Source organism: Mesorhizobium oxytropidicola, from assembly GCF_056174625.1.
On sequence record NZ_JBWBWK010000002.1, the window covers coordinates 495,821 to 517,149 of the forward strand.

Consider the following 21,329-nt stretch of genomic DNA (forward strand, 5'->3'; position numbering starts at 1 on the left):
GCTACTCACCTCGATTATCGCCGATTTAAATCAAATCCGTCTGTGGATATTGACGATTGCGCGACCCTCACCTCGTAGACGGCTAATGCGGGCGGCTACTGAGAGGGTCATATGACAAGCGATTTTTCCGCCGCCCGAGTGCATTTAGATCGAGCGTATCACTACCTTCGTGGCGATGATCCGATCAGCCGAAGGGGGCGCGAAGCCTTGGACCTGTTAATTGAGGCGGTTGCCGCCGAAGAGTTCAAGCAGCCACGCCAAAACGCGAAGGTGCTAACGTTTCCGATTGGGCGCCGCCTCTGAGGCGAGCTCCATGGCCTCCACTCTGAACCATGGTGAGCAAATTCTCCCAGAACGCAAAGAAGCCCGCCCCGGCATGAGCCGAGACGGGCAATAGAAATGGGAAGTCCCAAGCGCGCGTCCACGAAACAGCGCCGGCAGGTGAAATTCAGCAGAATGTCCATCCTGGCGCAACGTCATGTTCCCCGAACTGAGAAATTGACCGATGCCGTAAAAAAACTCGATTGCGATCCCTGTCTGCCTGTCTGGAGGAGGAACGGCGGTCGGTTGAATGGCGCGTGTATCTTGGCTCATTGACGAGAATTCTACGGATTGGCCTCCATCGTGTTTGTGCCGGCACCGTTGGCGTGGTCAGCCGCACCAGGCGTCGCAGGCGTGATGGCGGCCACAAGGAACTCGTCACAAGCTCCGCTCAGGCCGTGTAATCTCCTGCGTTCGAAGCGGAGCGCGGTCTTCAGGTGTACGAAGAGCATCTCGACTTTTTGCGTTCGTTGCGCGACCGTCCGAACATGGGCGTATCCGCTTTGACGGGCGTGTCGCGTGCCTCCTCGTGGACGCAGCGCAGCACATCGCGCACCGGCGTCTTTGGATAGCAGCGGCGCTTGAGTTTACACCTCTGGCAGCCTCGTTTGCTGGCCCGGGATCCGGTTTCCAACGCTGACACTGCGTGTGCGCGGGACCGCGAAGTTGCGACGATACTGCCTTGTCGGCGGGAAAGATGAACTTGTTCTGGACCGCATCGAAGATGAAGTCCGCGCGGCTGAAGGTTACGTCATCACGCTGGCTCTTGTCCCACACCGGAATGTGCGGCGCGATGTTCTGACCGACGAGCCATCCGAGGAACTTGCCGGTGCCCTATCCGCGCGCTCTTCGCCGAAAAAGCACACTGGGCGAACTGCCGTTCTGGCCCTTCCCCGCCGGCCACACCAGGCAGGCGCCGCAGGCGGAGATGTTTGAGCCGGTGGGGACGAGCGACTGGCAACAAAGATGCGGAAGAGCTTTCTCCTCACGTAAAGGGGGCGGCACTTCCGCGCCGATTCCGAAATCTTTTGCTCTTCGCCCGTCCCCTCTTCCGTCTTGACTAGTGCCAGCCGACGGCCTATCTCACCGCCATGTTAGCACTCGCCTCTGGTGAGTGCTAACAACTCTCCGGCGACGGAGAACCGTTCAACATCCGAACCAGGGACATCCAAAAAATGGCAAAGTCGAATTTCCGGCCGCTTCATGACCGCGTGGTCGTTCGTCGCGTCGAGTCCGAAGCGAAGACCGCCGGCGGGATCATCATCCCGGACACGGCAAAGGAAAAGCCGCAGGAAGGCGAGATCATCGCCGTCGGCTCCGGCGCCCGCGACGAAGCCGGCAAGCTCGTCCCGCTGGACGTCAAGGCCGGCGACCGCATCCTGTTCGGCAAGTGGTCGGGCACCGAAGTCAAGCTCAACGGCGAAGACCTTCTGGTCATGAAGGAAGCCGACATCATGGGCATCATCGGCTGACACGCCGCCGCCTTTCATCCGCACCATCCAATCTGAATTTCGGGCGAAATGCCCAGGAGTAAAAAATGGCTGTCAAAGACGTAAAATTCTCCCGTGATGCCCGCGAGCGCATGCTGCGCGGCATCAACATCCTCGCTGACGCGGTGAAGGTCACGCTCGGCCCCAAGGGCCGCAACGTCGTTATCGACAAGTCGTTCGGCGCGCCGCGCATCACCAAGGACGGCGTCACCGTCGCCAAGGAAATCGAACTTTCCGACAAGTTCGAGAACATGGGCGCGCAAATGATCCGCGAAGTCGCGTCCAAGACCAACGACATCGCCGGCGACGGCACCACGACCGCGACCGTTCTGGCGCAGTCGATCGTCCAGGAAGGCCACAAGGCGGTTGCCGCCGGCATGAACCCGATGGACCTGAAGCGCGGCATCGATCTGGCCGTGACCGAAGTCGTCGCTCACCTCGTCAAGAACGCCAAGAAGATCAAGACCTCGGAAGAAGTTGCCCAGGTCGGCACGATCGCCGGCAATGGCGATGCTTCGGTCGGCAAGATGATCGCGGAAGCGATGCAGAAGGTCGGCAACGAAGGCGTCATCACGGTTGAAGAAGCCAAGACCGCCGAGACCGAACTCGAAGTCGTCGAAGGCATGCAGTTCGACCGCGGCTACCTCAGCCCTTACTTCGTCACCAATGCCGACAAGATGGTTGCCGAGCTCGAGGACGTCTACATCCTCCTGCACGAGAAGAAGCTGTCCAACCTCCAGGCCATGCTGCCGGTTCTCGAAGCCGTCGTGCAGACCTCGAAGCCGCTGCTGATCATCTCGGAAGACGTCGAAGGCGAGGCCCTGGCCACGCTGGTCGTCAACAAGCTGCGTGGCGGCCTGAAGATCGCCGCCGTCAAGGCGCCGGGCTTCGGTGATCGCCGCAAGGCCATGCTGGAAGACATCGCCATCCTCACCGGTGGCCAGGTCATCTCGGAAGACCTCGGCATCAAGCTCGAGAACGTCGGCCTCAACATGCTCGGCCGCGCCAAGAAGGTGTCGATCTCCAAGGAGAACACCACCATCGTCGACGGCGCCGGCAAGAAGGCCGAGATCCAGGGCCGCGTCGCCCAGATCAAGCAGCAGATCGAAGAGACCACCTCGGACTACGACAAGGAGAAGCTGCAGGAACGTCTCGCCAAGCTGGCGGGCGGCGTTGCGGTCATCCGCGTCGGCGGTGCGACCGAGATCGAAGTCAAGGAAAAGAAGGACCGCGTCGATGACGCCCTCAACGCGACCCGCGCGGCCGTCGAAGAAGGCATCGTTCCCGGCGGCGGCGTCGCCCTGCTGCGCGCTTCGCTGGCCATCACCGTCACCGGCGCCAATGCCGATCAGACGGCCGGCATCGCCATCGTCCGCCGCGCCCTGCAGGCTCCGGCCCGCCAGATCGCCGCGAATGCAGGCGCAGAAGCTTCGATCGTCGCCGGCAAGATCCTCGACAACAAGGATGCAACCTTCGGCTACAACGCCCAGACCGGCGACTATGGCGACATGATCGCCATGGGCATCGTCGATCCGGTCAAGGTTGTCCGTACCGCTCTCCAGGACGCGGCCTCGGTCGCCGGCCTGCTCGTCACCACCGAAGCCATGATCGCGGAGGCTCCGAAGAAGGAGTCGGCTGGCGGCGGCATGCCTGGCGGCATGGGCGGCGGCGGCATGGGCGGCATGGGCGGCATGGGCGGCATGGATTTCTAATCCACGCTTCCATCTGCTTTCAGAATACGGAAAGGGCGGCAGCAGTGCCGCCCTTTTTCTTTGGGCGAACCTTTTTGCCCACAGGGGGCCGGCGTCTTCTAGAATGCGGAGGGGCAGGCCCGATCACGGGCATCATACGGCGGCACTTTCATGGCGGACACCAATGACTGAATTCATTCTGTTCGCCATAGGCGGCTTTCTTGCCCAAGCGGTGGACGGCGCGCTCGGCATGGCCTACGGCGCGGTCTTGTCGACGGTGCTGCTTTCGTTCGGCGTTCCGCCACCACGCTATCACACCTGATCTGCGAGCATGGCGATCAGCCACAATTACAAGCCCATGCTCGACGAGACGGGATCACTTCTCCCCGATATCTCGTGCTCAATGCGCTCGGGGCGGCGGACGGCATGTCGGTCGGCATCATCGCGTGCATGCTGGCGCTGGAATCGAGCGCGGTGATACCTCTGGTCGGATGGAACAGGCTGGCCTGGTCATCCGCCAGCTCGGTTCCGCGACGAACGCCAGGTGCAGTTCACCTTTCCGTCGCCGGCCGGGCGCTGCTTGCCCAGTGCAACTCGGCTTGGCGACACGCTGATCGAGCTCTCGCGAATGAGCCTTGCTGAGATCAAAGCCTCACCCGGCAGATCCTGGTGTTGCGCGACGCGTGCCGGTCACAACTCCTTTGCGTGCTCTTTTACTGCCAAATCGATCGCCTGGTTCAGAGGCACCGCCTTGGAGAACAGGAAGCCCTGAGCGGTTCTGCAGCCAAGCTTGAGCAGAGTTTGCCGATCCGCCTCTGTTTCGACGCCCTCGGCCATGACGTCGATCCCGAGCGTCCTGCCAAGATCGATGACCGTTTTGACAAGCAGCCGGTCCTCTCGGGACTTGGCCAAGCCGCGAATGAAGCCTTGGTCTATTTTCACCTTGCGTATCCGGCTGTCATTGAGCGATGCCAAGGTGGAAAAGCCGGTGCCGAAGTCATCGAGCGCGATGGAAATGCCGGCATGGGAAAGCCGTCCGAGCTTTTCATCCACTCTGTCCGGGTCCACCGGGGATTCTTCAGTAATCTCGATTTCGAACATCGTTGCAGGGAGATCTTTTGCCGCCAGACCATCCAGAACCATGTCGTCGATATCGCCGGCTTCCAGTTCGCGCGGTGATACATTCATCGCCACACGAAGATCACGACAGTCAGCTTTCACCATGCCGTCGATAAGTGCACAACAGTCAGCGAAGACCGTTTGGGTCAGCAGCTGAAGCATTCCGGTTTGGCGCGCGGCTGTGACGATTTCGGGTGGAGAGATAGAACCATGAATCGGATGGGACCACCTTAGCAAGGCTTCAAAACCGACCACGGCCTCGGTGTCGAGTTTCACGATGGGCTGGAACCAGGGTGCCAAGCTTCTCGTCTTTATCGCTGAATGAAGGTCGCGTTCGATGGACTGGCGGCGTTGCAGGTCCCTGTCGAGGTCGGCATCGAACAGGCAAAACTCGTTCCTGCCACGACGCTTGGCTGTGTAAAGGGCGATATCCGCCCGCAACAACATTTCTGTCAGTCCCGGGCTCTCCGCCAAGTATATTCCTATCGATGCCCCGACCCGGACGGACGCGACCTCAGGATAGGGGCGGGCAATTTTGGCTATGATATTGGAGGCGAGATCGCTGGCAGAAAGCGAATCCCCCAGTGAGGGAAAAAACAGCACGAATTCATCGCCGCCGATTCGGGCGAGCGTTGAGCCTTCCGGTGCTTCCTGCTCTATCCGGCGGGCGATCCTGACAAGCAGATCATCACCGGTCCTGTGACCGTACGTATCGTTGACGGATTTGAACCCGTCTAGATCAATCAGCATTGCAACGAAGGGGCCGTCTGCAGTCTCGAACCGACCGATAGCGTGTTCGAGGCCACGCCTGTTGAGAAGGGCCGTCAGGTGGTCCTGCCTGGAATTGGCCTCCATTTCGGCCGCAAGCCGCTCGGCCTCATGCCTCAGGCGGCTCGCTTCGCGGAAGCGCGCTTGTCCAACAAACGCGGCTCGAACCAGGCCGCCCAGGAAGAGCAGAACGGCGAAAGAAAGAACGTACCCTTCAAAGTTGCCTTTCGCCAGCAAGCACCCCGCTGTGATGAGGAGCGGGGGTGTGATGAAGTTGGTCGCTGCCGCGGAATATGAACTGCCGTATGTAACAGCACCAGCTGAGATGCCCGCCAGAATAATCAGATGCAGCGGTGCGTGAGGTGTCGTGTATCCAACCGTAAGGACGGCAAGAAAGGACCAGGCAAACCCTGCCAGAAGAGCAAGGATGCCAAACCAGCGAAGCCGCGGTATAGCGCGACAATCTGGGAGAGAAGCGCGCGACAATCTGGATGAGAATCTGGTATCGCGGCGCTGGTGATGATCGCGGCATTGATTGTCGCGCGCAAGAGGTTTTATCGGTTTGATTGTCGCGGCGCGTCAATCAGGAGCGACGTTCGCGGGCGTCGCATATGACGGCGGCCTGCCTGGCCCTCGCTTTCGCTCCATGGCCTCGCGGCGCCTGTAGCTCTCGACATTCAGTTCGAAGATTGTCGCGTGGTGGACAAGGCGGTCGACCGCGGCGAGCGTCATGGCGGGATCCGGGAAAACCTCCCCCCATTCGCCGAAGGGCTGGTTGGCGGTGATGAGCATGGAGCGCCGCTCGTAGCGGGCGCTGATGAGCTCGAACAGCACGCTGGTCTCGGCCTGGTCCTTGGTGACATAGGCAAGGTCGTCGAGAATCAGCAGGTGGAAGCGGTCGAGCCGATTGATGGCGGCTTCGAGACCGAGCTCCCGGCGCGCGACCTGAAGCTTCTGAACGAGATCGGTGGTGCGAGTGAACATGACCCGCCACCCGTTCTCGATGAGGGCGAGGCCGATGGCCGAGGCGAGATGACTCTTCCCGCCGCCGGGCGGGCCGAACAGAAGCAGGTTCGCTCCCTTCTCGAGCCAGCTGTCGCCGGCGGTGATCGCCATCACCTGCGCCTTTGAGATCATCGGCACCGCCTCGAACTCGAAAGCATCGAGGGTCTTTCCCGGCAACAGGCGGGCTTCGGCGAGATGCCGCTCGATGCGGCGTCGATCGCGTTCGGCCATCTCGTGCTCGGTGATCGCGGCGAGAAAGCGGGCGGCGGGCCAGCCTTCCTTGTCGGCCTGTTCGGCAAACAGCGGCCACATAACCTTGATGGCCGGCAGGCGCAGTTCGTTGAGGAGCAAGCTCACCCTGGCGGAATCGACAGCGGGGTTCGTCTTCATGCCGCATCTCCTGTCAGGTTGGGGCCAAGCAGGGCTTCATAGGCGTTGAGCGGAGCAAGACGCACGACGACACTCGGCAGCCGGGCGGGATCCGGCGCGAACCGTTCCCGCAAAGCAGCCATGTTGGGCAATCGCCGTGCCTGTAGCGAGGCGGTCAGTTGATCAGCCAGTTCGCTCTCGCAGCCGCGCTCGTGCGCCATTGCGAGAAGCTCGACCATGGTGCGGCAGGCCTGCCGCTCAGGCAGTCGCTCTATGAGCACGTCGAAGGTTCGCCGGTAGGCCTCGCGGGGGAAGAGCTGGTCACGATAGACGAGGTTGAGCAGCGCCATCGGCTTGCGGCGCAGCGAATGGATGACATGCCGATAATTGACGACCTGGTCGTGCTTGCCGTTTGAAGAGGCGCGCCCGCGCGGCAGCGTCATGAGCTGCGTGCCGCCGATGAAGATATCCAGCCGATCATCGAAAAGCCGCACTCTGAGGCGGTGGCCGATCAGGCGTGAGGGCACGGTGTAGAACACCTTGCGCAGCGTGAACCCGCCCGATGACGTGATGCGCACGGTGACCTCCTCGTAGTCGGAAGTGCGCCGGACGGGCAGTTCCTGGAGTTCGGCCCGCTCGACGTCGATGCGCTTGGAGTTGCGAGCATTCACGCGGCTGACGATCTCGTCGACAAAGCGACGATAGGCTGCCAGGTCGTCGAAATCGCTCGATCCCCGCATCAGCAGCGCGTCATTGATCGCCCGCTTGAGATGGCCGTGCGGGCCTTCGACGGAGCCGTTCTCATGCGCGATGCCGCGATTGTTGCGGGAAGGGGTCATGCCGTAGTGGCCGCACAGTTCGTCGTAGCGGCGCGTCAGGTCCTCCCGGGCGTCCTTATCCAGGTTGCGGAACGCCGCCGACAGGCTGTCGCTGCGATGCTCGCGGGGAGCTCCGCCGAGCGACCACAGCGCGTTCTGCAGGCCTTCCGCCAGAGCGACGAAACTCTCGCCGCCGAGCACGACATGCGCATGCTCGAAGCCGGAATAGGCGAGCCGGAAATGGTAGAGCCGGTGATCGAGTGGCTGGCCCACGATCGTGACGCCGGCGGCGGCCATGTCGGTGAAATCCGACAATCCCATGCGCCCGGGTACGTGAACCTGCCGGAAAATGACCTCCTGTTCCTCGCCATGGACGGCGCGCCAGGCTCGGACCCGGCGCTCGATCGTGCGGCGAATGCCGGCTCCAAGCTCGGGATGACGCCGGATCATCTCGTCGAAGATGGCGATCGCCCGAATGCCCGGAGCTGCCCTCAGCATGGGTACGACCTCGGCTTCGAAAATATCGGCGAGAGGGTCGGCACGGCGCCGTTGCCGCGGCGCCTTCTTCTGTGAGGGCAGTCTCGAATCCTTCTCGATGCGATAGGCCGTGGCGATACTGATCGACGCCTTCGCCGCCGCGACTGCCGTCGTATTGGTCTGCCGGAACTTCATGAAAAGCCTCATCTGGTGATCGGTTACATGGCGGCCGGGCACAAAGTGATTCCTCCAAATCGGAAAAACCACCGGCATACCCGGTCGACCGTGATCACCAGACGAACGCCCCCGATAAGGAGCGCGCCGCCGGCGGATTGAAACTCCGGTCGGGCTACGCCCTCCCTGCGTTCCAATCCGCCGGCATTCTCATCCTGATTGACGCTGCGCTCTCACGTTGATTGCCGCGCCGCACCGCGGCGAAATCCCTGTCAGATCGTCCTGGTGTCCCGTTTGCTTTAGCTGATAACGGGCGAGTGCAAGGCGGCCGACATTTATCGCATTGATGACCAGGAACCAGATCGCGGCGCCAAAGCCGCCGCCAGAAAGGGCCTGCACCGTCAAAATAAGGCTTGAGAGGACGGTGCTGATAGGCATTGACACGAAGAGACCAGCCCTCAGGTCAGCAAGCTGATCCTGACGGATTTTGGCCTCCAGCGTGTCTTCTTTCTTCAGGTCCATGGACGGCTAGCTTGCTTCCCAGGCTTCTTCGCAGCGCAAGCCTATGCAAGCCCACTGAAGGACGGGTTAACTAGGACGCAGCATTGCTAACGGCAGGAGTCGAGACTGTCTGTGATTTCATCGCCTAAGCATGGCCGAAATGCCATGGCGGACAAAGGGAAGATATTGGGCAAAGCGAAGCCCCGCATGTCTTGCAAGCCGTGCCGCCGGGTGCTCGCCTGAGTAGAGCCCGACGAGGATGTTCGTAGCATGATAGAGCGGTGCCGCTGACCGGCGCAGGCAGCTTTCGTATCTGTGGAGCATGTCGGGATCGGCAATGTCGCGCCGGTCGCGACATGCTGTCAGGATTCTATGGGCGAGTTGCTTCTGGCCACTGAGGGCGATGTTAAAGCCATGCGCGGTCACCGGGTGCATGCCAATGGCAGCGTCGCCGATGAGTGCGGCGCTCGGTGCCCAGAACTTGTGCGCCCACGTCGTGACCAGCGGATAGCTATGGTGGGTGCTTGCCAAGGTCATTTCTCCGAGGCGCCCTCGACACCGGTTCGTCAATTCCATCAGGAACAAATCGTCGTCGAAAGCAAGCAGTCTATCGGCTTCGTTTAACGGCAAAGTGAGTAGCAGCGACGACACGCCTTCCGTGAGCGGCAATATCGCTATCGTCTGATGGTGATCGAACCATTCGACTGCGATCTGCTGATGGACGCGCTCGTGCCTTACCCGGCAAATCAGCATCGCCTTGCCGAGCCGATTGATATCGGCGCCGATGCCGAGCAGGTCGCGCGTGGGGGAAAACGCGAGTCCGCTGCAACGAGAAGCCGAGCGGTCAATTGCCTGCCATCGGAGAGCGTTATGACTGCTCCTTTGTGGCTGTTTGTTGCACCGACGACCGAGTGGCCGCATATCAGCCGGGCATGATCCTGCAACCGGATGATCTTGAACAGGGCATCACGGATGCGACAATTTGGGACCAGAAACCCGAGTGGTTCCCCAGATCCCCTGGGAGGATCGAAACACAGAGCGAAAGGGCTCGATCCGTTGAGCACGCGCGCGCCTTGCAGTGGTGATTTGTGCGAAGCGGGGATGGCATCCCAGGCGCCGAGCTCGCGAAGGATTCTAATCGAGGCGTAGGTCAGCGCGATCTCGCGACCGTCGAAAGCTGGACTCGCCAGCCGTTCCAAGGACTGCTGTTCAACAACTGCCACCTTCAGATCGCTCTGCCCCAGCGACGCGGCGAAGGAAAGACCGACCGGCCCGCCTCCGACGATAACGATGTCGAAACTCTCGTCGGAGCCGGCCATCAGGGTGCCGCCATCGCGTCGGCTATCTGCGTGAGATGCTGGTGGAGTTGAGCCGCAAACTGTGGACGGATTGCGCGGGGTTCCAGTGCCCGCCGCGTCGCCTCAAGCCACTGTGCATGAACGTCCGCAACCAGGGCACGGATCGCTGGACCGCGCCCGAGATGAGGGAAAATGCTATCCGAGACTTTTCTTGACTGCATCTTGACGGCATTCTTGATTTGAGACGAGGGCTCTTCATGCGGCGACAGCGCCGAATTCAGCTTTCCAGCAGCCACACTTGCATCGAGCCTTTCGCCCGATTGTTCCAAAGATAGTATGGCAGGGCGATTAGCCTGCAGTCGGAAACGACGGGCGGCGCATTCCTATACAGGCTGTCTCCCCAACCTTGGTCTACGACGCGCTTCGCGGGGGCGGTCAGCGTGACCACGCCATCGAAGAGGTCGCCCCGTTCCTCCGTTTCGATCCAGGCGTCTCGCGGCAATTTGAGCTGCTGCACTCGCCCCCCGGGGTTGTCTACGTGTTCGACGCAATAGACCAACGGTCCCCGCTTGAGCGCCACCCGGCCGATGTCCTGACTGACCTTGGGATGAGCATAGATGCGCACGGGAGGCATCGGCAGCTCGAGGGTGATCGTGTCTCCGGCATTCCATAGCCGCGAGATCGAAAGATAGCCGTTGCTGGTGCATGCCTGCACGTCGATCGGATGTCCCTCGACCGAGGCTTCGGCTTCGTGCGCCCATCCGGGAATGCGAAGCTTCACGGCGAACTCGGCCGGGGCGTCAGGGCTGACCTCGATCCTGATCGAGCCGAACCATGGATAGGCGCTGGTTTCCCGCAGGAACACATTTCCCGTAGCAAGCCGGATGTTCGTCGAAATGCCGCCATAGAGATGGAAGGCGATTGCGTCTTCGCTGGCCGAGACGAAATAGCCTCCGACCGAAGCGATGAGACGCGACGAATTCATCGTGCAGCATGGGCATGTGTGCCAGGCCCATCGGCTGTGTCGCCCATCGCTGTCCAGCGGATTGGAGTAAAAATAGTGCTCGCCATCGCGCGACAGGCCGGTCAGCGCGCCGTTGAACAACGCCTGTTCCATTACGTCGGCATAGCGGCCGTCGAGATCGAGATGCAGCATCCGATGCGCCCAGAAGATCAGCGCTACCGAGGCGCAGGTCTCCGCATAGGCCGTATCGTTCGGCAGGTCGTGGTCTTCAGTAAAGCCTTCATTCGCGGCAGCCGAACCCAAGCCGGAGGTGATGTAGATCTTCGAGGTCATGACATCGGCCCAGAGCACCTCGCATGCTTTCTTGAGGCCGTCGTCGTTCAGTTCCGCCGCGAGGTCGGCCATTGCGGAAAACATGTACATAGCCCGAACGGCATGGCCGACCACCTTGGTCTGCTCGCGCACTGGCCTGTGCGATTGGTTGTACTCATACCTCTTCGCCCAGAACTCACTAGGGTTCTCCCCGCGCGCGACCGCTTCCTGATCGAAGTAGTGCGGCTGGCGGCCGCGCTCGTTGATGAAATAGGCCGCGAGTTCGAGGTGCTTTCTCGCTCCCGTCAAGCGATAGAGCTTAACGAGGGCAAGCTCGATCTCCTGATGGCCACAATAGCCGTGCTTCTGGCCGGGGTTCGGACCGAACGTCTTGCGCACATGGTCGACATAGCGCTCAAGGATGTCAAGGAGTCGGCGCCGGCCCGTCGCAAGGAAGTAGGCGATGCCGCCCTCGAGCAGATGTCCCAGATTGTAGAGTTCGTGATAGTCGCGCAGGTTGGTCCAGCGCTTGTCCGGCTCGCGCTGCAGGTGCCAGCAGTTCAGATAACCGTCGGCAGCCTGTGCATTTTCGAGGTCGTCGACGATCTTTTCGATCCTGGCCTCGATGTCGGCGTCGGGCCTGTGTGACAGCGCATAGGATGCCGCCTCGATCCACTTGCCGGCGTCGGAATCCCAGCACACCTGCACGAAATTGTGCTGGTTGGGCGCGGAGCTCAGCGGCGGCGGGTTCGGCAGTGTCAGGGACTGCAGGATACCGTGCTTGCCAAGCTGGACGTGCTGGGTGGGGATGGTCCGCGTCAGCACAGTCTCAAGCCGCTCGCGCCAGAATTGCCCCTCCAGCGCGACATCGACGAACTGAACCGGCTCGAACTCGTTCATTGGAACGCATCCGTTCCTGCAATGAAGTGCATTGGCGTGCTCACGGCTTCGACGATGCCCGCACGACCAGTGAACACGGCCGACGCCTGACGCACGCGCTCGGCGATCATCTCCAGCACGCTGTCACCAGCGTCGCGTCCGAGCGCGTTCAGGTTCTCATCGAGGCTGGCCAGCCGCGGCCGCGTCGCAAGCACCATCACGTCCCAGTTGTTAAATCCGACGATGGCCACGTCGACAGGTGCTGCCAGGCCAATCTCGCGCAGCGTGTCGCACGCGCCGCCGGCGATCTGATCGTTGCCGCAGAAGATCGCGTTCGGCGTTTGCGGTCCCGAGAACAATCTGGCCGCCGTGTCGCGCCCCAACGCCTCGGCTGACTTTTGGCTTTGGCCGTTCTTCGTGTCGGTCTTGATCCAGACCGGTCGCCGAGGTGTTGGGCGGCGCGATCCATTGAAGGAGTCGACCACTATCATGAAAAGACCCAAAAACCGCCAAAACGCTGATGGTGACGACTAAACTGTCCGTTAGACATGCGTTCTCCCTTGAAAGGCTAGCCGACGAAACCACGCCGATGAGGAGATAACCTTGATCTGGATCAGCCAGACACGACAAATCCGGGCGACGCAGTCCTTCGAGCGACAGGGCTTTTCACAAATCTACGTCAAGCGCGGCTTAGCCAAGCTAGCTGTGGAGCCTCAGCACTTTGTTCCCGAACAAGCCGTCTCGGCTGACGACCGGCATCCGCACAGTCGTCCACACAGCGATCTGGGTCAGCGTTCCGGCTTGTCGTCCCGGTCGATGAGGATGCGCTCGGCGGCCCCGTGAAGATCCTCATATTGACCACTCCTTAAGGCCCACAGAAAACCGGACAGCCCCAGCGCGCCAAGGAACAGAGCTGCTGGTATGAGGTAGACGAGCGTCGTCATGACGGCTGCACCGATGCGCGAATGCCCGAACGCGTTGCCGAGGGAGCCCCCGTCACCTCGGCGAGCACAAAACCCTGCAGGCGCAACGCATTTCCGATGACAAGCAGCGACGAAGCAGACATCGCGATTGCCGCGATCAGCGGCGTGACGTGCCCCAGAATGGCGATCGGCACAGCAATGGTGTTGTAGACGATCGCGATGGCGATGTTCTGGCGGATCAGCCGTCCGGCCTTCCGGGAGACGTCCAGGGCAAGGGGTACGGCCAAAAGGCTTTCGCGCAGGAACACGAAGTCCGCGGCGTTGCGGCCAATATCGGCAGCGGTGGCCGGCGCGATCGAGACATGTGCTGCGCTCAGCGCAGGCGTGTCGTTCAGGCCGTCGCCAACCATTAGAACCTTGTGGCCAGCTCTCGCCAGCGCTTCGATGCACTCGACTTTGCCGGACGGAACCAGGACTGGAACAAAGCGGTCGATGCCCAATGCTTTTGCGACATCGGCACAAGCGGCTGCTGTATCGCCCGACAGCATCTCCATGGACACCCGGGCATCGTTCAACTGCACAATGGCTGCCCTGGCGTCGGCACGCAGTGCGTCCTCGAAAACGAAGGACGCGACAATGATCCCGTCTTTCGTCAGAACCGTTCCGCCATAGCCATGATTGCCTTCGCCACCGGTTCGGGCCCTCCATCCAGCCCATCCGCGCCGGCCCAGTCGCCAAGTGCTGCCCGCCGCGGTGGCTTCGATCCCGAAGCCCGGATGCTCGCTGACGGATTCGAGTTTCGGCTGACCGGCAAAGCCCGCGAAGCCGGCTATGGCCCTTGAAAATGGATGGCGGGAATGCGCGGCCATTTCGGCCGCGATTGCCAGCATGGCCGGCTCGATCGACGGCGCATTGACGAGATGGGGCTGTCCGAGCGTGAGCGTTCCGGTCTTGTCGAACACCGCCGTATCGATTGCCGCCAACCGCTCCATAGCGGAGCCGTCCTTGACCATGATCCCACTTTCGAACAGGCGCCGCGCGGCGACCACCTGCACGATCGGCACGGCGAGGCCGAGCGCACATGGGCATGTGATGATGAGGACGGCGATGGCGATCGTCATCGCCCTGTGCCAGTCGCCAGTCGCCGCCATCCAGCCCGCGAACGTTACGAAGGCGGCAAGGTGAACCACTGGCGCATAAAGCGCTGAAACGCGGTCGGCAATCCGGCGATAATGCGCGCGACCGCCCTCGGCGGCTTCCATCAGCCGAACCATTTCTTCCAGGAAGGAATCTTTTGCGGAGGCTGTCGCCTGGACGGTCAGCGGGCCGGTGAGATTGAGAATGCCGGCCTGTACCGCCTCCCCTGACGCCACGGTTCTGGGAGTGCTCTCACCGGAAACCAGCGAACAGTCGAGATCCGAAGATCCCCGAATGATCTTGCCGTCGACGGGGATCCTTTCGCCGGCCGCGATCAGCAGCTGCATGCCAGGTTCGATCTCGCCAACCGGCAGATAGTCGCGCGCGCCATCGCCGCGCAGCACCATGGCGCCACGCGCCGCCAGCTGCGACAGGCCCTTCACGGCGGTTCGGGCTCGTTCGCGCATCACATGATCCAGCGTGCGGCCGATCAACAGGAAGAACAGCAAGGATACCGACGCGTCGAAATAGGCGTGGTCGCCATGGTTGATGGTCTCGTAAAGGCTCATGGCGTAGGCGAGCGACACCCCGACCGCGATGGGCACATCCATGTTCATGCGGCCGTGGCGCAGCGCATTCCACGCCGAACGGAAGAAGATGCCGCCGGCGAAGGCAAGTGCGGGAATAGCGATTAGCGCCGAGACCCAGTGGAACAGATCGCAGGTCGCGCCTGCGGCGCCCGACCAGACCGACACCGAAAGCAGCATGATGTTGCCGGCCGCAAAGCCGGCAACCGCGACGGCGCGGATCAGCTCCGACAGCGTCTTGTCCTTGCCGTAAGCCTCGGGTTCGAACAGGTGTGCGTCATAGCCCAGCCGTCCAAGTGTGGCGACGAATGGCGGAACCTCGTCGCCGCGCCACCGGACCGAAACCCGTTTCGTCGACAGGTTGACGCGGGCGCCCTCGACCCGGTCCAGCTTTCCAAGCGCCGTTTCGATCGCCCGGATGCAGGCTGCACAATGAACCGCCGGTACTGAAAGATCGGTCTGATACAGGTCGCCGCCCAGCGAACGGCTCGCCAGTTTGACTTCTTGGCTCGACGGCAAAACGGATGCGGCGCCAGCGACATCCAGCGCCATTTCGGCGCCCGGTGCACAGCAGCTCATTGCAGCACACCTTGGGAAATGATGATACGGTGAACTTCCCGATAGGGCTCCGCGAGACCGGCGTCGGCATCGACTTCGACGATCCAGACGCCGTCCTTGGGCGTGTGGTACGCAGCAAATTCCTGATCCGTTGCGAAAGTTAAAATGATGGACTTGTCCTCGGCCTCATAGGCAGGATGACGGAACAGGACGCTGACGCCGTGCAACGGGACCGGCTTGCCGACGGCGTCGCTGAGGCTGTAACGGACTTCGCCCGCCGCGATCGTCAGTTTGCCAGTCCAGCCGAGCGCGGCCTGCGCGCGCCCTTCCTCGGCCCTCCTGTTGAATTGCTGGCTGGCCACATAGGTGTTTTCGACGACGAGGCCGGTCCAACTCGTATTGGCGAGTGTCGCCATGGTCAGATTGACGCCGATGACCACAGCGAAAAAGGCGAGAATGGTGACCAACATATGCCTGCCGGTGAATTCGCGGGATTTCTGCGGATTGGCGCTCATCTGACGATCTCCGGTGCGTTGAAAGTGGCCGTGTATTCGTCCGACTCGAAGCTCGCCTTGTCTTCGACCCGGAATTTGAATGTTTGCGCTTGGCCCTTGATCTGTTCCGCCGGCTGGCGAACGAAAACCTTCAGCATCTTCAGCCGGTCGGGTTCGACCGGAATGGCAAAGGAGCGATCCGCAGGCAGGTCGATCCCGACGACGCTCATCTCGGCCTCCGGCAGGCCCTGCATGGTGACGACGATCGTCCTCGGCTCGGGGATCATGTTGAGCAGCTTGACGGTGTAGCCATTGCGGATCGAACCGTCGGACAACGCGACGAACTGCGGATTGCGGTCGTGCAGAACGTTGACCTCGAGCCGCTCGCGCGTCAGCAGCGAATAGAGCAGGGCGAGACCGACCGCCGACCACGCACCCATGTAGACGAACGTGCGCGGCCTGAAGATCTTGCGAATGTGGAAATGGGCCAACCTGTCGGCGAAAGCGCCGTCGGCAGTGCGCACCAGCGAAGGCTTCGCCGCGCTGGAGCCGCCCCCGGTCGCCACCGCCATGTTGGCGTTGTAGTCGGACAGCGTCGCATAGGAGATCAGCCCGCGCTCCTTGCCGAGCTTGGCCATGACGCTGTCGCAGGCGTCGATACAGAGCGCGCAAGTGATGCATTCGAGCTGCTGGCCGTCGCGAATGTCGATCCCCATCGGGCAGACCGCGACACAGGTGTTGCAATCGACGCAGTCTCCGACCAGCTGCCCAGCGGCCTGAGCCTTCTTGGCGTGACGCGAACGAGGTTCGCCGCGCCAATCATTGTAGGTCACCGTGAGAGAATTCTCGTCGAGCATGGCCGCCTGAATGCGCGGCCACGGGCACATATAGGTGCAGACCTGCTCGCGCATCAGTCCACCGAATGTGTAGGTAGTCGCCGTCAGCACCGCGATGGTGATGTAGCCGACGGGTGCGGCGGTGCCGGTGAAGACTTCGCCGATCAGCTTTGGCGCGTCGGCGAAATAGAAGATCCAGGCCCCCCCGGTCGCCGTCCCTATGACCAGCCATATGGCGTGTTTCGATACGCGCAGCATAAGCTTGCGCGCTGTCCAGGGTCCGGCGTCGAGTTTCATGCGCGTGTTGCGATCTCCTTCGATCGCGCGCTCGACGACCAGAAACAGGTCGACCCATACGGTCTGCGGGCAGGTATAGCCGCACCAGGCCCGACCAACTGTGGAGGTGACCAGGAAAAGGCCGATGCCGGCCATGACCAGCAGGCCAGCCACGTAGTAGAATTCCTGCGGCCAGATTTCGATGAAGAAAAAGTAGAAGCGCCGGTTGGCAAGATCGACCAGCACGGCCTGATCAGGCGCGAACGGCCCTCGATCCCACCGCAGCCAGGGCGACAAGTAGTAAATGCCCAGCGTGATTGCCATCACCACCCACTTGAAGCGGCGAAAGCTGCCTGAAGCGCGCTTCGGGTATACCTTCTTGCGCGGGGCATAAAGCGGCTGACGGGCCTTGGCGGAGTTGACCGATTCGGCTTCGAGCCGTTCAATTTGCGTGTTTTCAAGCACGAGAAGCTCCAGTCACCAGCGACGATTTCGCGGCGGAAGCCCGACCGATCGGTTCTGGCTGATGGCCACGTTGAGCACGCTTTGCCGCATGGCGAATTGCACCGCGTTGATGCAAGTCATTCGCCGGATGCCGGAATGGTGTCGAGGCCCGGCGCAAGCCGGGCCCCGTCGCTTGGCGGGGAGGGCCGAGAATAGGCTTCCGTTCCTATTCTCCGCCGCCAAGCGAATGGACATATACTGCGAGTTCTTTGACCTTGGTCTCGCCGAGACGCCCGATCCAGGCCGGCATAACGCCGTGCTTCGGCGCTCGGACCTGCGCAGCAATAGCCGTCTCGCCCGGTCCATAGAGCCAGATGGCGTCGGTCAGGTCGGGCGCGCCGAGTTCCCTGTTGCCCTTTGCTGTGTCGCCATGACAGGCGACGCAATTTTCCGCGAAAACCTTGGCGCCGGGCTCGATCAGACTTGCGTCCCGGACCAGGCCGGACAGGCTGGCAACGTAGGCGCTGACCTGTGCGATCTCGTCCGCCGTGATGATGTCGCCAAAAGCCGGCATTTCCGACAGGCGCGTATCCGGGTCTGACGCGAAGCGGATGCCGTGGGTGATCGTCTGCTGGATCTGCTCAGCGCTGCCGCCCCACAGCCAATCGTCGTCGTTGAGGTTTGGAAAACCCTTGGAGCCTTGCGCGCCGGAGCCATGGCACTGCACGCAATTGACCCTGAATGCCGCACCGCCGGCAGCGACGGCGAACTCGCGCAATGCGTCGTCGGCAGCAATCTCCGAGGCGGTTTTCGATTCCACCGCTGCGACATATTTGGCCTTGGCGGCTTCGGCGGCCGCCAGTTCATTCTTGACGTGATTGCGGCTCGAATAGCCGAGCACACCTCTGGTCGCGGAAGTAAGCATTGGCCATGCGGGATAGGCGATGGTGTAGCCGATCGCCCAGACAATGGTGATGTAAAATGTCGTGACCCACCAGCGCGGAAGTGGGTTGTTGAGCTCCCGGATGCCATCCCACTCATGGCCGGTCGTTGAGATGCCCGAGACCTCGTCGATGTGCTCGCTGCTCATGATCAATCGTCCTTGAGAGGAATTCGAGCGGCTTCGTCAGCTTGCCTGCGGCCGCCAGGGCGAAGCGCGAAGGCAACGCATCCGACGAAGAACAGCGCCATGGCAAGCAGGCCCCAGCTGTCGGCGAATTCCCGCATCAAATTGTAGTCCACGATCACACTCCTCAGCGGTAGCCGGCGGCTTCGTCGTAGGTCTTGAAATCGACCAATGTGCCAAGCATCTGGAGGTAAGCGACCAAGGCATCCATTTCGGTGACCTGCTGCGGATTGCCGTCGAAGTCGCCGAGCTTGGCCCTGGGGTAGCGCGCTTCAACGCCGGACGTATCGATGTTGGGATCCGCCTGCGCCATCAGATCGACATTGGCGTTTGCGATCATGTCATCGGAGTAAGGGACGCCGACACGCCTGTTTGCGATAAGATGCGTCGAGAAGTCTTTCACCTCGATCGGCGTATTCTTCAGGAACTCGTAGCTCGGCATGATCGATTCCGGCACCACCGAGCGCGGATCGGCAAGATGCTGTACGTGCCATTCGTTCGAGTAGCGGTCGCCAACCCGGGCGAGGTCCGGTCCGGTGCGCTTCGATCCCCACTGGAAAGGGTGATCGTACATCGACTCGGCCGCCAGGCTGTAGTGCCCATAGCGCTCAACCTCGTCGCGGAACGGTCTGATCATCTGGCTGTGGCAGAGGTAGCAGCCCTCGCGCACATAGATATTTCGTCCAGCAAGTTCGAGCGGCGAATAGGGCCGCATGCCTTCAACCTTCTCGATCGTATTGTCGAGATAGAAGAGCGGCGCGATCTCGACGATGCCGCCGACCGTCACCACCAGAAGGGAGCCAACGAGAAGAAGCGTGGCGTTCTTCTCGATGATGGCGTGTTTGTCCATCAAGCCCATTTTCCGGCTCCTGATCGCGCACGCTCGAGGGCGGGGATGGCGCCCGGCATCGGATCCTCCTCGCGTTGGTAGCCAAAGATGGTCATGGCGATGTTCCAGGCCATGATAAGGGCGCCGGACAGATACATCGCGCCGCCGATGGCACGCATGATGTAGTAGGGATGCATGGCGGCGACGGTTTCGGCGAAGGAGTAGATCAGGAAGCCCTGCTCGTCGTATTCGCGCCACATCAGGCCTTGCATGACGCCGGAGACCCACATCACCGCCGCGTAAAGGACGATTCCGAGCGTCGCCAGCCAGAAGTGCCAGTTGACCAGCCGCAGTGAATAGAGCCGCTCGCGATTCCACAGCTTCGGCACCATGAAATAGATCGCGCCGAACGAGATCATGCCAACCCAGCCAAGCGCGCCGGAGTGGACGTGCCCGATCGTCCAGTCGGTATAGTGCGACAGCGAGTTGACCGTCTTGATCGCCATCATCGGGCCTTCGAAGGTCGACATGCCATAGAAGGCGATGGCCATCACCATCATGCGGATGATCGGATCCGTGCGCAGCTTGTCCCAGGCGCCGGACAGCGTCATCAGGCCGTTGATCATGCCGCCCCAGGAGGGCATCCAGAGCATGATCGAAAACACCATGCCAAGCGTCTGCGCCCAGTCGGGCAGAGCGGTGTAGTGCAGGTGATGCGGACCAGCCCAGATATAGAGGAAGATCAGCGCCCAGAAGTGGATGATCGACAGGCGGTAGGAATAAACTGGGCGGTTCGCCTGCTTGGGCACGAAATAATACATCATGCCGAGAAAGCCGGCGGTCAGAAAGAAGCCGACGGCATTGTGGCCGTACCACCACTGCGTCAGGGCGTCCTGTACGCCGGAGAAGGCGGAATAGCTTTTTGAGCCAACGAACGAGACGGGCATCGACAGATTGTTGATCACATGCAGCATCGCGATGGTCACGATGAATGACAGATAGAACCAGTTGGCGACGTAGATATGCGGTTCCTTGCGCTTCAGGATCGTGCCGAGGAACAGGATGAGATAGGCGACCCAGACGATGGTCAGCCACAGGTCCACATACCATTCGGGTTCGGCATACTCGCGGCTCTCGGTGATTCCGAGCAGGTAGCCTGTCGCAGCCATGACGATGAAAAGCTGATAGCCCCAGAACACGAACCAGGCGAGATCGCCGCCAAACAGCCGGGCGCGGCAGGTGCGCTGCACGACATACAGGGATGTGCAAAGCAGTGCATTGCCCCCGAAAGCAAAAACGACGCCCGACGTATGCAGCGGCCGCAAGCGACCGAAATTGAACCAGGGCTCGATGTTGAGATCCGGATAGGCGAGCTGCAGCGCGATGACCACACCGACCAGCATGCCAACGACCCCCCAGAGCACCGTTGCGACGGCCCCGTAGCGTATCGGCCCATCCATGTAAGCGGCGGGGTGGATCGGAACTGCTGGCGTGAACTCCGTGTTGCGCAACAGGATCGCAGTGAAGCCAGCCACGGCGAAGAACAAAACCCACATATGCTGGCGAAAAGGTTCATCTACGCCGAAGCCGGCAGCCACCAGGGCCGCAAAAGCAAACAGGCTTAGAAGGACGATCTCTGTGCCGAATTTCATCGCAAGTACCGATCTCCAATTCCGGCGGACCCAAATCCGCAGTGCATTAATTGCGCAGCCGCCGCCTGCTCGCCCTGATCCATGTCAGATCGCACGATTTTGCTTCGGGCAGCATCGAGTTCGGTGCGATCAGAAGGTGGCGATTGAACGAGGAAACGCAGCACGGGCCGCCCCGCTCATGGACAAGTCCGGCGTCCGCGGGCCGGCCGGCGTGGAGGATTCCGTGCGATGTGATGAAGCGCGCGCACAGGGAAAACTGCAGCTCTGCAATGCTTAGGAAA

17 protein-coding genes and 2 pseudogenes are annotated in these 21,329 nt (G+C 61.4%); 4 read left to right on the forward strand and 15 right to left on the reverse strand.

The features are described from left to right. Window positions 1–111 precede the first annotated feature (111 nt). From AC0V8S_RS37885 to AC0V8S_RS37900, 4 genes and pseudogenes are all read left to right on the forward strand, one after another. Entirely contained in the window at window positions 112–303 is a 192-nt protein-coding gene (locus AC0V8S_RS37885; RefSeq protein ID WP_475438833.1) for a hypothetical protein, read from the forward strand. 1,193 nt (window positions 304–1,496) lie between these two features. After that, the gene (gene groES / locus AC0V8S_RS37890) at window positions 1,497–1,793 is read left to right on the forward strand and encodes a co-chaperone GroES (protein WP_183455141.1); all 297 of its coding nucleotides are present in this window, start codon (window positions 1,497–1,499) and stop codon (window positions 1,791–1,793) included. Window positions 1,794–1,858: 65 nt separating this feature from the next. Continuing rightward, a complete protein-coding gene (gene groL / locus AC0V8S_RS37895) occupies window positions 1,859–3,523 on the forward strand; it encodes a chaperonin GroEL (protein ID WP_475438834.1) in 1,665 nt (554 codons plus the stop codon). A gap of 163 nt (window positions 3,524–3,686) precedes the next feature. Beyond that, window positions 3,687–3,806, forward strand: a pseudogene (locus tag AC0V8S_RS37900) (sulfite exporter TauE/SafE family protein); the annotation flags it as partial. A gap of 386 nt (window positions 3,807–4,192) precedes the next feature. Here the strand turns inward: AC0V8S_RS37900 and AC0V8S_RS37905 are convergent. The 15 genes and pseudogenes from AC0V8S_RS37905 to ccoN all read right to left on the reverse strand — a co-directional run bounded on the left by AC0V8S_RS37905 (window position 4,193) and on the right by ccoN (window position 21,048). Beyond that, window positions 4,193–5,626, reverse strand: a complete 1,434-nt coding sequence (locus AC0V8S_RS37905; protein ID WP_475438835.1) for a putative bifunctional diguanylate cyclase/phosphodiesterase — start codon at window positions 5,624–5,626, stop codon at window positions 4,193–4,195. A 342-nt stretch (window positions 5,627–5,968) separates the two neighbouring features. Further along, the gene (istB, locus tag AC0V8S_RS37910; RefSeq protein ID WP_475438836.1) at window positions 5,969–6,784 is read right to left on the reverse strand and encodes an IS21-like element helper ATPase IstB; all 816 of its coding nucleotides are present in this window, start codon (window positions 6,782–6,784) and stop codon (window positions 5,969–5,971) included. Next, entirely contained in the window at window positions 6,781–8,295 is a 1,515-nt protein-coding gene (gene istA / locus AC0V8S_RS37915; protein WP_475437506.1) for an IS21 family transposase, read from the reverse strand. Before istA ends, istB begins: the two co-directional genes overlap by 4 nt. A gap of 147 nt (window positions 8,296–8,442) precedes the next feature. Next, window positions 8,443–8,754 carry a hypothetical protein gene (locus AC0V8S_RS37920; protein ID WP_475438837.1) on the reverse strand — a complete coding sequence of 104 codons (312 nt, stop codon included), beginning with the start codon at window positions 8,752–8,754 and terminating at the stop codon, window positions 8,443–8,445. A 117-nt stretch (window positions 8,755–8,871) separates the two neighbouring features. Next, window positions 8,872–10,052, reverse strand: a pseudogene (ubiM, locus tag AC0V8S_RS37925) (5-demethoxyubiquinol-8 5-hydroxylase UbiM). 256 nt (window positions 10,053–10,308) lie between these two features. Then, window positions 10,309–12,207, reverse strand: coding sequence for a glycoside hydrolase family 127 protein (locus tag AC0V8S_RS37930; protein WP_475438838.1), 1,899 nt, complete (start codon window positions 12,205–12,207; stop codon window positions 10,309–10,311). After that, window positions 12,204–12,677, reverse strand: a complete 474-nt coding sequence (locus tag AC0V8S_RS37935; RefSeq protein WP_475438839.1) for a substrate-binding domain-containing protein — start codon at window positions 12,675–12,677, stop codon at window positions 12,204–12,206. Before AC0V8S_RS37935 ends, AC0V8S_RS37930 begins: the two co-directional genes overlap by 4 nt. A 297-nt stretch (window positions 12,678–12,974) precedes the next feature. Then, complete coding sequence (gene ccoS, locus AC0V8S_RS37940) at window positions 12,975–13,130, reverse strand: cbb3-type cytochrome oxidase assembly protein CcoS (protein ID WP_095496053.1); 156 nt, start codon at window positions 13,128–13,130, stop codon at window positions 12,975–12,977. Further along, on the reverse strand, window positions 13,127–15,412 hold the full coding sequence (locus tag AC0V8S_RS37945) for a heavy metal translocating P-type ATPase (protein ID WP_475438840.1): 2,286 nt from the start codon (window positions 15,410–15,412) through the stop codon (window positions 13,127–13,129). The genes ccoS and AC0V8S_RS37945 overlap by 4 nt, the downstream gene beginning before the upstream one ends. Further along, entirely contained in the window at window positions 15,409–15,906 is a 498-nt protein-coding gene (locus AC0V8S_RS37950; RefSeq protein ID WP_183455147.1) for a FixH family protein, read from the reverse strand. Before AC0V8S_RS37950 ends, AC0V8S_RS37945 begins: the two co-directional genes overlap by 4 nt. Continuing rightward, entirely contained in the window at window positions 15,903–17,462 is a 1,560-nt protein-coding gene (ccoG, locus tag AC0V8S_RS37955; RefSeq protein ID WP_475438841.1) for a cytochrome c oxidase accessory protein CcoG, read from the reverse strand. Before ccoG ends, AC0V8S_RS37950 begins: the two co-directional genes overlap by 4 nt. A 205-nt stretch (window positions 17,463–17,667) precedes the next feature. After that, a complete protein-coding gene (ccoP, locus tag AC0V8S_RS37960; protein ID WP_475438842.1) occupies window positions 17,668–18,531 on the reverse strand; it encodes a cytochrome-c oxidase, cbb3-type subunit III in 864 nt (287 codons plus the stop codon). A gap of 2 nt (window positions 18,532–18,533) precedes the next feature. Next, on the reverse strand, window positions 18,534–18,683 hold the full coding sequence (locus AC0V8S_RS37965; RefSeq protein ID WP_095496049.1) for a cbb3-type cytochrome c oxidase subunit 3: 150 nt from the start codon (window positions 18,681–18,683) through the stop codon (window positions 18,534–18,536). 11 nt (window positions 18,684–18,694) lie between these two features. After that, window positions 18,695–19,426, reverse strand: coding sequence for a cytochrome-c oxidase, cbb3-type subunit II (gene ccoO / locus AC0V8S_RS37970; RefSeq protein WP_183465673.1), 732 nt, complete (start codon window positions 19,424–19,426; stop codon window positions 18,695–18,697). After that, complete coding sequence (ccoN, locus tag AC0V8S_RS37975) at window positions 19,417–21,048, reverse strand: cytochrome-c oxidase, cbb3-type subunit I (RefSeq protein ID WP_475438843.1); 1,632 nt, start codon at window positions 21,046–21,048, stop codon at window positions 19,417–19,419. Before ccoN ends, ccoO begins: the two co-directional genes overlap by 10 nt. Window positions 21,049–21,329: the final 281 nt, after the last annotated feature.

What these genes read in the sequence shown, in the direction of transcription:
- AC0V8S_RS37885 (WP_475438833.1), top strand. Translation starts at nt 112, where the DNA reads ATGACAAGCGATTTTTCCGCCGCCCGAGTGCATTTAGATCGAGCGTAT.
- groES (WP_183455141.1), top strand. Translation starts at nt 1,497, where the DNA reads ATGGCAAAGTCGAATTTCCGGCCGCTTCATGACCGCGTGGTCGTTCGT.
- groL (WP_475438834.1), top strand. Translation starts at nt 1,859, where the DNA reads ATGGCTGTCAAAGACGTAAAATTCTCCCGTGATGCCCGCGAGCGCATG.
- istB (WP_475438836.1), bottom strand. Translation starts at nt 6,784, where the DNA reads ATGAAGACGAACCCCGCTGTCGATTCCGCCAGGGTGAGCTTGCTCCTC.
- AC0V8S_RS37920 (WP_475438837.1), bottom strand. Translation starts at nt 8,754, where the DNA reads ATGGACCTGAAGAAAGAAGACACGCTGGAGGCCAAAATCCGTCAGGAT.
- AC0V8S_RS37930 (WP_475438838.1), bottom strand. Translation starts at nt 12,207, where the DNA reads ATGAACGAGTTCGAGCCGGTTCAGTTCGTCGATGTCGCGCTGGAGGGG.
- AC0V8S_RS37935 (WP_475438839.1), bottom strand. Translation starts at nt 12,677, where the DNA reads ATGATAGTGGTCGACTCCTTCAATGGATCGCGCCGCCCAACACCTCGG.
- ccoS (WP_095496053.1), bottom strand. Translation starts at nt 13,130, where the DNA reads ATGACGACGCTCGTCTACCTCATACCAGCAGCTCTGTTCCTTGGCGCG.
- AC0V8S_RS37945 (WP_475438840.1), bottom strand. Translation starts at nt 15,412, where the DNA reads ATGAGCTGCTGTGCACCGGGCGCCGAAATGGCGCTGGATGTCGCTGGC.
- AC0V8S_RS37950 (WP_183455147.1), bottom strand. Translation starts at nt 15,906, where the DNA reads ATGAGCGCCAATCCGCAGAAATCCCGCGAATTCACCGGCAGGCATATG.
- ccoP (WP_475438842.1), bottom strand. Translation starts at nt 18,531, where the DNA reads ATGAGCAGCGAGCACATCGACGAGGTCTCGGGCATCTCAACGACCGGC.
- ccoO (WP_183465673.1), bottom strand. Translation starts at nt 19,426, where the DNA reads ATGGGCTTGATGGACAAACACGCCATCATCGAGAAGAACGCCACGCTT.
- ccoN (WP_475438843.1), bottom strand. Translation starts at nt 21,048, where the DNA reads ATGAAATTCGGCACAGAGATCGTCCTTCTAAGCCTGTTTGCTTTTGCG.